We start from the raw sequence: 14,138 nt of genomic DNA, 5'->3' as shown, positions 1-14,138 counted from the left end.
AACCAAGTATGAGATTCCGGATCAAGTTTGAATGAAGAAATTTGTATACAGTTAACACTTATAAAGGCTCAGTATTACAAATTAAGTTTAGAAAAATATTGCTTCTTGGAAAAGAATTTCAGTGAAGTACTGAAAATTAGGAATTCCGTGGAGGTTGTAAGATGCGGTTTTGAATTTCTTCTCCTGTATTTTCAAAATGTGGAAAAGTTTGGTTGAATATTTCAGGGGAAATAGCTTCAAAATCGGTTAGTTGAAGATCTATTACATGAATGTGACAGCAATGACATTGGCAAAAGGGAGAACATAAATCTGCTTCGTGATTGTGATCTTGATGATCTTCAGAAGTGAGGTGAATTCCGTTTTGTTCCTCTAAATCGGTCACATTATCGCTGTAGGGTATAAAGTTGAGCCCTAAAATATAAATGGATAATATGGCAACTAAGATTTTCATTTTCTCAAAGATATGAAAAATCTAAAAGCTTATGTATAAACTTTAGTTTTTTGATTTACTAAGGTAATCTTTTACCCAATTTGTAAGTGTTTTTGCTTGTGCTTCAGATAGTTTGGCATCATTGTGTAACCATAGGTATGAACGTAAAGGCATTTCTCCTTTTTCAATCATTTCTTCGGTTTCTTCCATTTTATGGTTCTTCCGTTTTTGTGATAGGTTTCCCCATTCAGAATAATTTAAATGGCGTTTTCCATCTTCTACATGTTCAGCTAAATAATAGTTGACGGGAGTTATTTTGTCGTACCAAGGATATGTTGTGTTATTGGAATGGCAATCGTAACAAGAAGTTTTTAGAATATTCATAACTTCAGAAGGAACATTTTCAACTTTTGCAATATCCGTATCGGGAACTTGTTGGTAAGTGTTTTCTTCTGGACCAAAAAACTGCGCAATAATGAATACAGCTATTAAGATAATTATGATGGTGTTAAAGGTTTTTCTTTTTGAAGCCATTTGTTAGTTTTTTAGAATTCTTTTTGATGCTCCTAATATACTATAAATTTAAATCCTCCTGAAATTATGCTGGCATTCAATCCTGTGTTCCTTTCATAATAATGATAATTCAGGTCGATGCTTTTTAAGGCTAATTTCCAAAGGTGGAATCCAGTAAAAATATCGGTATAAATAACTCCTAAGCCATACTGATTGGCATTGAATTTTGATAAATCGTAATCGGAGGTATAATATTCATCGGTAGATAGATGCTGCTCGTAAGGTGCAAAATAATCGGCTGCCGATTGTGAGTAAAATCGGTAGGATGGGACGAGTGTAAATTTGCTACTTATTTTTGTGGGCAATTCAATTTTTGCAGTGTGTGAATTAATGCCCCAATTATCGGTGTAGAATCTATAATATGTTCTTAGCACAAAAGTTTCGTTGAGGTAATAATTTAACCTCCCACCCAAAGCAATTTTAAAACGGGTATCAGGTAAAATTTCATTGGCATCTGCCAGTTGAAAATTTTGTATAAACGAATCTTCTACATCGGCAAAATATACTCGTTGAAAAGGTGTTGAAAGCAAACCTTCTTGCTGAACTAAATCTAGCATTAAACTTCCTTGAGCCCGTTTTGATAGAATCTGAGAAAAACTTAAACCAAGTGAATAAGAGTTTCTACTTTCATCATCAAATTTGGTGAAATTAGGATTGTAATTTTGATTTCCCGTAATGGTATATTGCGAGAATAAATTGTTGCTTAATCCATTACCGTCTTCTGAAAATGGTCTTAGTTCATAAGGGTAAATAGAATTCCAAGTATCTAAATATACATTTGCCTTTATAGATAATTCAGTATTTTTTTCGTTGAATAATTTGGTATAGCTTCCGCCAAAACCAAGTGAGAAATAATCATATTCAGAAGAAACCGAAAGTTTCGCGCTCCAAATGGTATTTCTGTCATCAGAATTATGAGTGTAAGTTCCCGTAAGGTTAGTCCATACATCTCCCGAGGAAGCACCGGAACTTTCTACAAAAGGATCTGCAGGTTGGTTTCCATCAAAAGGGTTTATATTGCTGGAAGAGGCAGAGGTATAAGCAGATACTCCACCATCTATGGTTAATACATCATCATCGTTTAATGGAATAGAAACGACAATGGTAGGAGTTACATCGGTTAGTTTTTCGGTACCAATACCTCCCGATACGGCAGCATTATTACCATCCTGTGTATAGTAACTTGCCAAGAAATCTACTTCAGTAGTTTCTAGAACCCTTTTTTTATAGGTTTGAATGGAGTCTGAAGCTTGTTGAGCTTGTGAAATAAAACCACTTAGCAACAGTATAATTACAAGAATATTTTTCATATAAGTTTTAATTACATCCACAGCCACCGCCTGTTTTTCCTCCGTTAGCTCCTGCAGCTGCTTCGCGATAAGCTTGGAAATTAGTTTCAAAACGATCTGATTTTTTAGTAGTGCTTAACAACATTTGCGGATCGTTTAGGTAAACTTTTTCATATTCTTTTACTACCGTACAAGAACTAGCTCCGGCAATAAGAATGATTATGGCTATTATTTTTTTCATTTGGTATTAATTTCAATATTGTTGGAGGTGAAAATATTTCCTTGATCGTCTATCAGGATGCATTCAATTTTAGGAAGCTGGTTGATTCTGTTAAGACCAACTTCTTTTCCCATGACAAAAACAGAAGTTGCTAAGGCATCTGCCAGTTCTGCTTTTGGAGCAAAAACAGTAGCACTTATAATTCCGCTGGAAGGATAACCCGTTCTTGGATCGATAATGTGCGTATATCTTTTTCCGTTGAAGTTCACGTATTTTTCATAGTTTCCTGAAGTAACTACCGCTTCATTTTGAATAGGCAAGAGAGCAAAAGCTTTGTTTTTATCCATTGGATTGGTAATGGCGACTTTCCAATCGCTTCCATTGGGTTGTTTCCCCCAAGTATTCATATCGCCAGAGGCATTGATAATTCCGGCAGGAACTCCTTTGCTTATTAATAATTCTTTGGCTTTATCTGCGGCATACCCTTTTCCAATGCCACCAAAACCAATTTTCATTCCCTTTAATTTTAGAAAAACAGTCGATTTATCTTTATCTACCAGAATATTTTGATAACCAACTTTACTCACAGAGTTTTTAATTTCTTCAGCAGGAGGCATTTGCTTCATCGTTCCATCAAACTTCCAGATCTTATCCATCGAAGCATAGCTAATGTCGAAAGCTCCATCAGTTAATTTGGAAATTCCTTTTGCACGTTCTATTAATTGAATTAGTTCTGAATCTACTTTTACCGCTTTTATTCCTGCATTTTTGTTGATAGCTGAGGTTTGTGAATTGGGATCCCAAGAAGAAATGAGTTTTTCTATTCTTGAAATTTCATTAATTGCTAAGTCAATATATGTATTAGCTTCCACAGAATCTTGGGCAACCACAGTAATATCAAAACGGCTGCCCATTAGTTTTAGAGTGCGTTTAACTATATTCTGTGAGAATCCCTGAACACTAACTATTAATGATATGAAAAAAATAAACTTTTTCAAATTAATGAATGAACGAATTTAGGTGGGCAATATATTCTTTCGGACTCATGTTTTTGTAGCCGGTTTGTCCTAAAACTTTTCCGTCTTGATCTAGAATAACTACAAAGGGAAAGTAACCATTTGGATTATATTTTTCTGCTAATTTGTTGTTTTTCTCTTGTTGTTCTTCCGGTAAAGCGTTTTTGCTTCTTTTAGGGAAGTCTGCTTGTAGCATGACAAAATGATCTTTTGCGTAGTTTTTAAATTCATCTGAACACCAAATATTTCGGTCTAATTTTATACAAGGCCCACACCAATCAGATCCTTGAAAAACCAAAATTATAGGTTGGTCTTTTTCACTAGCAATTGTTTTAGCCTCATTAAAATCTAATTTCCAATCTTGAGAAAAACCTATGGTGCTAAAAAGCAATAGTCCTAAAAGGAGAATATTCTTTTTCATCTTTTTTGTTTAAAAATAATTAAATAGAAAATAAATTGAGTTTTTCTATTCTTAAGATTCGCTTAAGATTTAAGTGGGACAGATCACGTGAAGTGATTTAGAAACTATTTTTATTTGACATTCATTGCCTGTTAAGAAACATTTTTCACCATCTTTTTGATACTTCCATTCTTTATGATTATTCTTTTTAATGGTTAATTGAGTAAATGGAAGATGGTTTTTTTTATTGAAAAAATCAGTTTTTCCAATTAATAAAAGAAAACCGAGATATAATTTTTCTATCAATGAAATGCTAGGAATACTAATTAAATCGAGTTGACCATCGGTGAGTGAAGCTCTTTTGTGTAAGGAGAGGTTATACCCCATTTGATTGGAGTTGGTAATGAATAACAAAAATGGTTTTACTGAAAACGTTTCTTTTTTGTGTTGAATTTTAAAAATAGAAGAGTTGTTATTTGTGGTAACCGTTTTAAAAACTGCTTTTAAATAGGAGTAAAAAGGGTATTGATTAATTTTTTGATAATTATGAATTACTTGTGCATCGAAGCCTAAGCCTAAATTACTGAAAAAATATTCTTCGTTAATTTTACCTACATCTATAGAAAGAAAGTCCCCATTTTTAATACAAGAAATACTGGATTCTATATTTTTAGAAACACGCAAGTTTCGTGCTAGTCCGTTGCCTGAACCTATTGGGATTATACCAAGTTTTATAGATGAATTGACGAGACAACTAGCTACTTCATTTATGGTTCCATCGCCACCACAAGCAACAATAATATTGGCATTTTGTGCCATAGATTCTATTGTTAATTCTTTGGCATGTAATTTATATTTGGTCTCTTTTAGCTGTATGTGGTATTGATGAGGTTGAAAAGCATTCGCTATTTTTTCATTTAAATTTTTCGGAAAACCTTTTCCTGCAGAAGGGTTCACTATAAAATGAATATTAATTTTTTTCATCTTTTGTTTTTATAGTTAAACCTTGATTTCTAAATAGCCAGTCTGCTGTCTGATAATTAGCAATTGCCAAGTTTAATAATAAACTATCTGTATCTTTTTTGTAGAGTTGATGATTGGAGGCTACGTATTGGTAGTTGTTGAACGATTTATGATCGTTTAGGATTATAAGATGGTCATCTTTTAAAAGTCCTAATTTTCTGTAATTTCCAATAAAAGCTCTTGGTTGATAATTTTTCTCAAACACATTCTGTCCATAAAAATTAGACTCATAAGACCAATTCATTAAACCAAAAAGACTAGGTAAAAGATCTATTTGTGAACTTAATTTTTTCACCTGAAAAGGCTTTTTGTTGGGGAAATTATAAATAAAGGCAGGAATATGGTAATTATTAATATTTAGCTCCCATTTACCGGCACTACTGGCGCAATGATCTGCAACAATAACAAAGACAGTGTTTTTGTACCATTCTTTTTTAGAAGCTTTTTTTAGAAATTGCTTGATGGCAAAATCTGTATATTTTACAGCTCCATTTCTATTTGTTCCCGAGGGAATATCAATTTTTCCTTCCGGATAAGTGTAAGGCCGATGGTTGGAAGTGGTCATAATAAAATGAAAGAAAGGCTGATTTTTTGGCAAAGCATCGGTTACTTTTAATACTTTATCGTATAGATCTTCATCAGAAACTCCCCAAGCATTTTCAAAATTCACTTCTTCATCTTCAATTAAGGTTCTCTTGGTAAGAATATCATCAATATTTAATAACTTTCTACCTCTATCAACAATATTGAAACCATTGTTGCTGAAAAAATGATTCATATTATCAAAATATCCATCTCCTCCATAGAAAAATGTGTTTTCATAGCCTTTATTTTTAAAAACTTCTCCAACGGTAAATAAGTGTTCATTGTTTTCTCTTTTTACAATGCTCCTTCCTGGCGTTGGGGGAATAGATAGGCTTAAAGCTTCCATTCCACGAACGGTTCTTGTTCCTGTACTGTTTAAATTCTCAAAAGAAATACTTTGAGTTCGTAAGCTATCTAAAAAAGGGGTGAGTTTTTTTTCGTTTCCGTAAGCTTTCATAAAATCAGCACTTAAGCTTTCAATACAAATCAGAATAATATTAGGGGTAATTTCCTGTTGAGTATTGGTTATGGTTCTTGAAATGGGACTAGTAGCAGTTTTGTTGATGGAAGAAATATTTAATTCATCTTGAACTATTTTAAAAGCTTTCTTATCAGAAAAGCTCAAATAAAATTCTTTATATTTTAGGTTGTTATTCCTAAAAGCAGCAAAGAAAGAATAGATTCCTGTTTTAGAAATTTCGTTGTTATACCTATTGTTAGACCATTCAGCAGATTCATTATTCACAAATAAACCAAAGCCAATAACCAATACTAAATTAACACCTAAAATAAAAGCTTTTGTTGTTCTGGAAGCATTGCTTTTGAAAGTAAGTTTAAATATTCTTTTGCGTTTTAAAAACCAGACTGTCAATAATTCTAAACCTATGATTCCCGAAATAAGGAAAGGTAGAGGATATGATTCATTAATATTTTGAATTACCTCATAGGTATAGATTAAATAGTCTACAGCAATAAAATTAAAACGACGCTGGAACTCTTCCCAAAACGTGATTTCAGCAAAAAAAGAGAAGTAAAAGATAACACTTACAATAATAAAATAAGTTGTTTGTACGGTTTTATCTACGATATTTCCTGTCCATTTTGAAGGAAAAAAGAATAAATAAAAACTCCAGAGAATAAGAAAATAAGAAAGCGTTCCTAAATCAAAGAAAGTCCCTATAACTAATGATTTAATAACCGAAATAACATCAGTTTGTGCTTCATGAAAATTCCAAGTAAGAAACACAATTCTTAATAAAAAAGAAGTCAATAAATATAAACTACCTATGGCAAAAAAGAGGGTGTATCTTTTTAATTTTTTAAATTTATTCATCATTAATTATTTAATGAACAAATCTAAAGAGGAGGCTTAAAACCTTTTATTTACGAACGCTTAAGATTCGCTTAAGATTTAGGAGAAGATTTTTTAAAGGTAATTTTAAAGGTGGTTCCTTTTAAATTGGAAGTTGATAAATTTACACTTGCATGAATGGTTTCAGCTGCTTTTCTTACAATGGAAAGCCCAAGTCCGGTGCCATTAATTTTATGGTCTTTTACCTGTTGTGTTCTATAAAAGGGTTCGAATACTTTTTGTAGGTCTTCGGGTTTAATCGTTATTCCGTAATTAGTGATTTGAAAGAAAGCTTCTGTGTTTTTTTCTGCTACTAAAATTTGAATTTTTTCTCCTTCAGCAGAATATTTAATCGCATTGGAAAGTAGGTTCTCTACAATAATTTGTGTGTGATATTTGGGAACTTTTATACTTCTTTCAGCTTCATTAATAAATTCAACTTTTAGGTTTTTTAACTTGATGGTTTCTTTATTTCGTTGAATGGATTCATCTAAAAGTATAATCAAGTCAACGTGTTCAAGTTCTTGTGAAGTATTTTTAAACCTTGCTAAGAATAAAAGTTGCTCCACCATTTCAGAAAGTCGGTCAATTTCCAGTAAAGAAGTTTTTATTCTTTTTTCGTACTCTTCCGGATTTCGCACTTTTCTAATAAGTACTTCTAAATTTCCGCGTAAAGCAGCTAAAGGCGTTCGCAACTCGTGAGAAGCATCTGAGGTAAATTGACGTTCCCGCTCCAAGGCTTCTTCAATTCTTTTTAAAAGAGAATTAATCGATGCCGAAAGGTTGTACAATTCATCTTTATTTTCGGGTAAGTTTACTCGTTCTTGTAGGTTATTTTGATTGATTCTCTCCGTAATCTGGGTAATATCTTTAATAGGGGCAATGCTCCTTCCCGCTAAAAACCTAGAGATAAAAAAGAGGACAATCACTATAATAGGATAGGAAATTAGAAGTATAACCCATAGTTGGTCGATAATTTTTTGAGAAGCTTCAAAAGACATTGCCGTAATAATATAACCGCTAAGCTTACCATCCACTTTTACAGGTTCTTGTACTTGGCGGATTAAGCGATTATTGAATATGGTATTAAAATGCAAGTGATCTTCTTTTTCAGGAAAGAATTGAAGTCGGTCTGCATTGAGGTTAGGCGATTTATCGGTAATTTTTTCTTCAGAATTGATAATCTGAACAAAAACAGGATTTACTTCCACTTCTTCATGTTCGCGTTCTTCCCACTCCTCGCGGTTAGAAAAGACCATATTCTCTAAATCGAGTTCCTCTAAATGAACTTCAGATTCGTAATTAAGATCACTATCCAAGCTTTCATAAATCGTTGTATTTAAAGAGATGAAAACTATAGCGAACACTAATGCAACTACAATCCCTGTAGCAAAAAAATAGTTGAGCGCAATTCTGGTTTTAAAGTTAAGTTTCATTCTTCTTTGGCTATATAGCCAACACCCCGTACGGTTTGGATATAGTTTTCTTCAGCAGACAAATGTAGCTTTTTTCTCAACGCATTTATAAAAACATCAATTACACCAGAATCATAATCAAAATTAATGTCCCAAACGTTTTCAAGTATTTTTTTACGGGTACAAACTTGCTCTTTATGCTTTAAAAGATATTCTAAAAGTGAAAACTCTTTTTGGGTAAGTTTTATTTCTTTTTCATTTTTAAACACTTGATGGGTAGAAGGGTTAAGCTGAATTTTACCCAACTGATAACTAAAGTTTTCATCGGTTTTTGAACGTAACTGTACTTTAATGCGTTCTAGTAATTCAGTAAAATGGAAGGGTTTTTTTATGTAATCATTGGCACCCGATTGTAAACCTTCAATGGTTTCTTCAATGGTGTCTTTTGCCGTTAAAAAGATAATTGGAGTAGTGGAGTCTTGTTTTCTAATTTCTTTACAAACTTCAATCCCCGGCAATCCTGGTAACATCCAATCTAAAATAATTAAATCAAAAGATTGTTGTAAAGCGTATTGAAGTCCTTCTTTTCCGTTTGTAAACGAGCTCACTTCGTAAGCTTCTTCTTCCAAACCTTGCTGAAGAAAATCTACGATACTTTGTTCATCTTCAATGATTAAAATATGCATAATGAAGTTGTTATCATTTTAATCAGAGAAAAAACTCCTAATAAATTTCTGAAAATTGTTGCTTTAATATTTTAAGATTGATTTCCTTTTGGGGCTGAAGCACTTTTTTCCCGTAGGCAGTAAAGTAATTATGGCACTCTAAAAAATCAATATTCAATTTTACCCATTCTTTATTACTAAAACACATTTTTAAGTGTTCGCTCCATTCTTCTCTAAGTAGTCTGTTTTTAGAGATAAAATTTTCTTTACCCAAATGTGCTAAATCTGCATCACAAAGTATTTGTTCAAGCAAATTAGTAGGTGATTGTGGCATTCTAGTAGCTAAAATACATTTTACTACTTTTTCAGTTTTGGCAGAATCAAAATTGATATTATTTAAATAATCTGAAGCTTTTTTAGCGCTTACATCTTCGTGACCTTTAAAACAATCCATATTGCCGGTATCGTGAAATAAAGCAGCTAGAAGTACAATTTCTAAATCATCTTCAGATAAATTTTCGTGAGCACCAATTCTTTTAGCACTATTAAATACTTCTTTCGTATGCTGAGAGTTATGAAAAGCTAACTCATTACATCGACTTTCTGAAAGTAGTTGTTGACAGTGATTTTTAGTTCTTTCTAATAAAGCATTCATACAGTTACATCATTTAAAAGTAACTTTGTGTCATAACAGTGGTTTTATTGATTAACTAAATTAATAAAAAAATATTGTATAAGTTGTTAATTGAATTCTAATTAATTACCTCAATAATACTGCCACAACCTAACATCGAAGCTCCGTAATACGGGTTTTTAATTTCTTTTTCTAAACTTAACCATTTGGCTCCCTGATTATTATTGGCCATTGGGCATTTTTGAATGAATAGCTTTTTGGTTTGCTCAATTTGTTTAGAAACGGTAATCATTTCTTCGGAAAGTGAAATAAAAGCTTCTCGCTGTTGTTGTATGTCATTAGATTGACTCACAGCGGAGAATCCTTCATTTAAAGATTTTATTTTTTCTGAAATATTTTCTTCGTCAACAGTGATGGTTTGTAATTCTTTCAAAGCTTTTTCTGCGGAAGTTTTTGCTTTTTCTGCATTATCATTTACCAAATCATTTTTTAATTGAAGGTAACTTTCTATTACATTAGAAAACCGTTGTTGAACTTCTTTAGAAAGTTGCAGCCGTTTATTTTCAGAAGTCATCATCGATTTTTTTCCTTGAAGTTGTGCTGCCGCATCTACGGTGAAAGTTCCGTTTGTCACAATTTCATCTCCTTTTTGCAGACCGCTTAAAATGGAATACTTGTTTCCGTTTTCAGCACCTAAATTGACTTCCCGCATTTCAAAAGTGGGCGGATTGTCATTAGTTTTTAAATAGACCAATGAACGCTCACCCGTCCACATAACAGCCGATTTTGGTATGGAAATGTTCCTTGTGTTTTCAGCTTCACTTTTTACATTGGCGGTGACAAACATTCCCGGTTTTAAAAGTTTATTTTTGTTGGCTAATTCTGCTCGTACGGTTACTGTTCGGGTTGAAGAATTGAGCAAGGGATCTATAAAACTAATTTGCGCTTCAAAGTTTTTATCAGGATAAGCTTCTGCTTTTATCTGAATTTTTTGTCCTTCTTTTAAATTCTTAATCTCATTTTCATAAGCATCAAATTCTGCCCAAACTGTAGAAAGATTGGCCACTTTAAAAATAGGTTTGCCATCCATAATGTGTGAACCTTCGTTTACTTCAATGGAAGTGACAATACCAGAAACGTGAGCATAAATCGTAATGTTGGTTTTAGGCTTTCCACTTTCTTCAATTTCTTGTAATTGTTGCTCGCTAATTCGCCAGTTATCAAATTTATTGCGAACAGCTTTGTACAACCGTGGTTGGCTTCCCCGTTTTTGATAAGCACTGATCAACTCTTGTTGTGCAGCGACCAACTCTGGAGAATAAACGCTTGCAATGGCTTGTCCCATACGTACTTTTTCACCTAGAGATTTTACATATAACTTTTCAATCCTACCGTTAAAATGAGCGGGTTGCGTAGCGGTTTTATCTTCATTAGCAGCAATTTCCCCGGAAAGTTGTAGCATTCCGTCATCACTTTTTGCATCTCCTACGATCGTTGTTTCAATATTGGCTAAAGCCATCGCATTTGATGTCATAGTGAATTGATTTTCGCTCAGTTCACTTCCAGCAGTATCTTTCGGAATTAACTCCATTCCGCAAATCGGACAATCACCAGGTTCTCTGCGTTCTATTTGAGGGTGCATCGAACAGGTCCATAATTGTTTTTTTTCAGCTTCTGTGTGTTGATGTTTTTCTTCAGAAGAAGATTCATTGAAAAAGAGGTAGCCCAGAAAAATTCCGCCTATAAATAAAACAATGTAAATCAGGTATTTTTTCATTTTATTTGTTCTAAAATGTTAATCAATATTAGCAGCTCTTAAACGAAGCGCGTTCGTAATTACCGAAACCGAGCTGAAACTCATCGCCAAAGCAGCAATCATTGGGGATAATAAAATTCCGAAAAAAGGAAATAAAATTCCAGCGGCAACCGGTACGCCAATGCTGTTATAAATAAGTGCGAAAAACAAATTTTGTTTAATATTTTTCATCACTTTATCACTTAGATTTAGAGCTTTTACAATTCCATGCAAATCGCCTTTTACTAAGGTCACTTCAGCACTTTCAATGGCCACATCGGTTCCGGTTCCCATAGCAATACCAATATTACTTTGGGCGAGGGCAGGAGCGTCATTGATACCGTCACCGGCCATGGCAACTTGTTTTCCTTGCTTTTGTAAACGTTCTACTTCTTGCTGTTTTCCATCAGGAAGCATATTTGCTTTAAAATGGTCAAGTCCAATTTCTTGAGCAACTGCTTTAGCGGTTTGCTCATTATCACCGGTAAGCATCATCACTTCAATTCCTTTCTTATGAAGGTTTTGGATAGCTTTTTTTGCACTTTTCTTAATGGGATCACCAATTACCACATAACCTAAAACTTCTGTAGAGTTAGCGAGGTAAGAAACGGTTTTTCCCTTTTCTTGTTGTTGAAGGATTTCTTGCTGAAGACTTTTTTCTATGTGGATAGAGTTTTCTGTGATCAAACGTTTATTTCCTAAGAAATAAGTTTCGTTCTCGATTTTTCCCCGTACACCTTTTCCGGTAATGGCTTCAAAATTTTCGCTTTTTAGAAATGTTATGTTTTTTTCTTTTGCGAAGGCTAACGTTGCTTTTGCTAGTGGATGCTCACTGTATTGGTTTAAAGATGCAATAAGTTGAAATGCATTTTCTTCGGAAGTACTTTTGGAATAACCTATTTTTTCAACTTTAGGTTTCCCTTTGGTAAGTGTTCCGGTTTTATCAACGATAAGCGTATCTATTTTATGAAGCTTTTCAAGCGCTTCGGCATTTTTAATTAAAACTCCATTTTGCGCACCTTTTCCTACACCAACCATAACAGACATTGGCGTGGCTAAACCTAACGCACAAGGACAGGCGATAATCAATACCGCTACAGCATTTACAAAGGCATAGACATATGCCGGACTCGGACCTACCAATCCCCAAATAATAAAGGTGATAATAGCAACTCCCACCACGATAGGTACAAAATAGGCAGAAATTTTATCGGCCAGTTTTTGAATAGGCGCTTGGCTTCGGCTGGCTTTATTAACCATTTCTATAATTTGGGAAAGTAAGGTTTCGTCACCTACCTTTTCTGCTTTCATCAAAAATGATTGTTGACCATTAATGGTTCCTGAGCTTACTTGGTCGTTTTTGTTTTTTTCTACGGGAATGGGTTCCCCGGTAATCATTGATTCGTCAATAGCACTTTCACCTTCCGTAATTACGCCATCTACAGGGATTTTTTCTCCAGGTTTTACACGTAAAATATCACCGACTTTAATCTGGTCGACTGAAATTTTTTCTTCTTTCCCGTGAACTACTTTTGTAGCTTCATTGGGGCTTAATTTAATCAATTCTTTTACAGCAGAATTGGTTTTACTATGGGCTCGCGCTTCCATTACTTGACCTAATAAAACTAAGGTGAGAATCACGGTGGCCGCTTCAAAATAAACGTGAACCGTTCCGCTTTCGGTTTTAAATTGTGGAGGGAAAATAGCTGGAAACAATAGAGCCACCACGCTAAAAACCCAAGCTACACCCGAACCAATCCCAATGAGTGTAAACATATTGAGGTTCCAAGTTTTAATAGACTTGTAAGCGCGTTCAAAAAATAGCCAAGCGGCATAAAAAACCACCGGAATCGATAAACCTAACTGAATCCAGTTCCAATAGTTCAACTCTAAAATATCATATAGCGGATTATTATTGAGCATTTCTGACATAGAAATAATAAATACCGGAAGGGTAAAGCCCAAAGCCAACCAGAATTTTTTGAGCAGCTTACGGTAATTTTTTTCTTCTGCAGAAATATCAGGTTCTTTAGGTATTAAATCCATTCCACACTTTGGGCAAGCACCGGGCGAATCTTGAACTACTTCAGGATGCATCGGGCAAGTATATTGCGTGCCTTGAGGTTTTGTAGAAACTTCTTCCACTAAATCCATCCCACAAACCGGGCAATCGCCAGGTTGATCATAGGTTTTATCACCTTCACAATGCATCGGGCAATAATAGACTCCGGTACCATTTTTAGGAGAATTTGTTTGTTTTTTTTGTGGTTGAACTTTTTCTTCGGAAGAATGAATAGAATAATTTCCACCGTCATTTTCTAAAGCTTCTTGAAATTTATTGAGTGGAATGTGGTTTTCCATCTCAATTTCAGCTTTCGCATTTTGTAAATCTACGTTGACGTTTTTTACACCGTTAACTTTGGCTAAAGTTTGTTGCACATGATTTTGGCAACCCGAACACGACATTCCATGAATATGATAAGTATGTTTCATGACTTCAGAATCTTGTTCAGGAAGATGAATCGAGTAACTCCCACCATCATTTTGTAAAGCTTCTTGAAATTTTTCGATTGGAATGTGCTGTTCCATTTCAATTTCTGCTTTCGCATTTTGTAAATCTACATTGACGTTTTTTACGCCGTTAACTTTGGCTAAGGTTTGTTGCACGTGGTTTTGGCAACCCGAGCAAGACATGCCTTGTATATGATAAGTGTGTTTCATTTTTCTATACTTTAGGTACCA

13 protein-coding genes are annotated in these 14,138 nt (G+C 34.0%); all 13 read right to left on the bottom strand.

The genetic code is table 11. The annotated features are described in order from the left end of the window. Positions 1-136: 136 nt before the first annotated feature. Positions 137-451, bottom strand: a complete 315-nt coding sequence (locus tag FVB9532_RS14905; RefSeq protein WP_150545974.1) for a DUF6660 family protein — start codon at positions 449-451, stop codon at positions 137-139. Positions 452-493: 42 nt separating this feature from the next. After that, positions 494-964: a heme-binding domain-containing protein gene (locus tag FVB9532_RS14900; protein ID WP_150545973.1), complete on the bottom strand. Its 471-nt coding sequence runs from the start codon at positions 962-964 to the stop codon at positions 494-496. 32 nt (positions 965-996) lie between these two features. Next, positions 997-2,313, bottom strand: a complete 1,317-nt coding sequence (locus FVB9532_RS14895) for a DUF3570 domain-containing protein (protein ID WP_150545972.1) — start codon at positions 2,311-2,313, stop codon at positions 997-999. A gap of 7 nt (positions 2,314-2,320) precedes the next feature. Beyond that, on the bottom strand, positions 2,321-2,533 hold the full coding sequence (locus FVB9532_RS14890) for a DUF4266 domain-containing protein (protein WP_150545971.1): 213 nt from the start codon (positions 2,531-2,533) through the stop codon (positions 2,321-2,323). After that, a complete protein-coding gene (locus FVB9532_RS14885; protein ID WP_150545970.1) occupies positions 2,530-3,510 on the bottom strand; it encodes an FAD:protein FMN transferase in 981 nt (326 codons plus the stop codon). The genes FVB9532_RS14890 and FVB9532_RS14885 overlap by 4 nt, the downstream gene beginning before the upstream one ends. A gap of 1 nt (position 3,511) precedes the next feature. Next, entirely contained in the window at positions 3,512-3,949 is a 438-nt protein-coding gene (locus FVB9532_RS14880; RefSeq protein ID WP_150545969.1) for a thioredoxin family protein, read from the bottom strand. Between the two features lie 69 nt (positions 3,950-4,018). Next, complete coding sequence (locus tag FVB9532_RS14875; protein ID WP_150545968.1) at positions 4,019-4,912, bottom strand: diacylglycerol/lipid kinase family protein; 894 nt, start codon at positions 4,910-4,912, stop codon at positions 4,019-4,021. Continuing rightward, complete coding sequence (locus FVB9532_RS14870) at positions 4,899-6,869, bottom strand: LTA synthase family protein (RefSeq protein WP_150545967.1); 1,971 nt, start codon at positions 6,867-6,869, stop codon at positions 4,899-4,901. The genes FVB9532_RS14875 and FVB9532_RS14870 overlap by 14 nt, the downstream gene beginning before the upstream one ends. A 71-nt stretch (positions 6,870-6,940) precedes the next feature. Next, positions 6,941-8,323 (bottom strand): sensor histidine kinase, encoded by a 1,383-nt coding sequence (locus FVB9532_RS14865; protein ID WP_150545966.1) that lies wholly within the window; start codon positions 8,321-8,323, stop codon positions 6,941-6,943. Next, positions 8,320-8,988, bottom strand: coding sequence for a response regulator transcription factor (locus FVB9532_RS14860; protein ID WP_150545965.1), 669 nt, complete (start codon positions 8,986-8,988; stop codon positions 8,320-8,322). The genes FVB9532_RS14865 and FVB9532_RS14860 overlap by 4 nt, the downstream gene beginning before the upstream one ends. Before the next feature lie 37 nt (positions 8,989-9,025). Next, positions 9,026-9,622 (bottom strand): HD domain-containing protein, encoded by a 597-nt coding sequence (locus FVB9532_RS14855; protein ID WP_150545964.1) that lies wholly within the window; start codon positions 9,620-9,622, stop codon positions 9,026-9,028. Between the two features lie 97 nt (positions 9,623-9,719). Further along, positions 9,720-11,378, bottom strand: a complete 1,659-nt coding sequence (locus FVB9532_RS14850) for an efflux RND transporter periplasmic adaptor subunit (protein WP_150545963.1) — start codon at positions 11,376-11,378, stop codon at positions 9,720-9,722. A gap of 18 nt (positions 11,379-11,396) precedes the next feature. Further along, entirely contained in the window at positions 11,397-14,117 is a 2,721-nt protein-coding gene (locus tag FVB9532_RS14845) for a heavy metal translocating P-type ATPase (protein WP_150545962.1), read from the bottom strand. Between the last annotated feature and the right edge of the window lie 21 nt (positions 14,118-14,138).

It is taken from the genome of Mesonia oceanica, assembly GCF_902499555.1.
In the GTDB taxonomy this organism is placed as follows: Bacteria; Bacteroidota; Bacteroidia; order Flavobacteriales; family Flavobacteriaceae; genus Mesonia; species Mesonia oceanica.
Note: the sequence above shows the minus strand (reverse complement) of the source record. Positions and strands in the feature narration are given on the sequence as shown.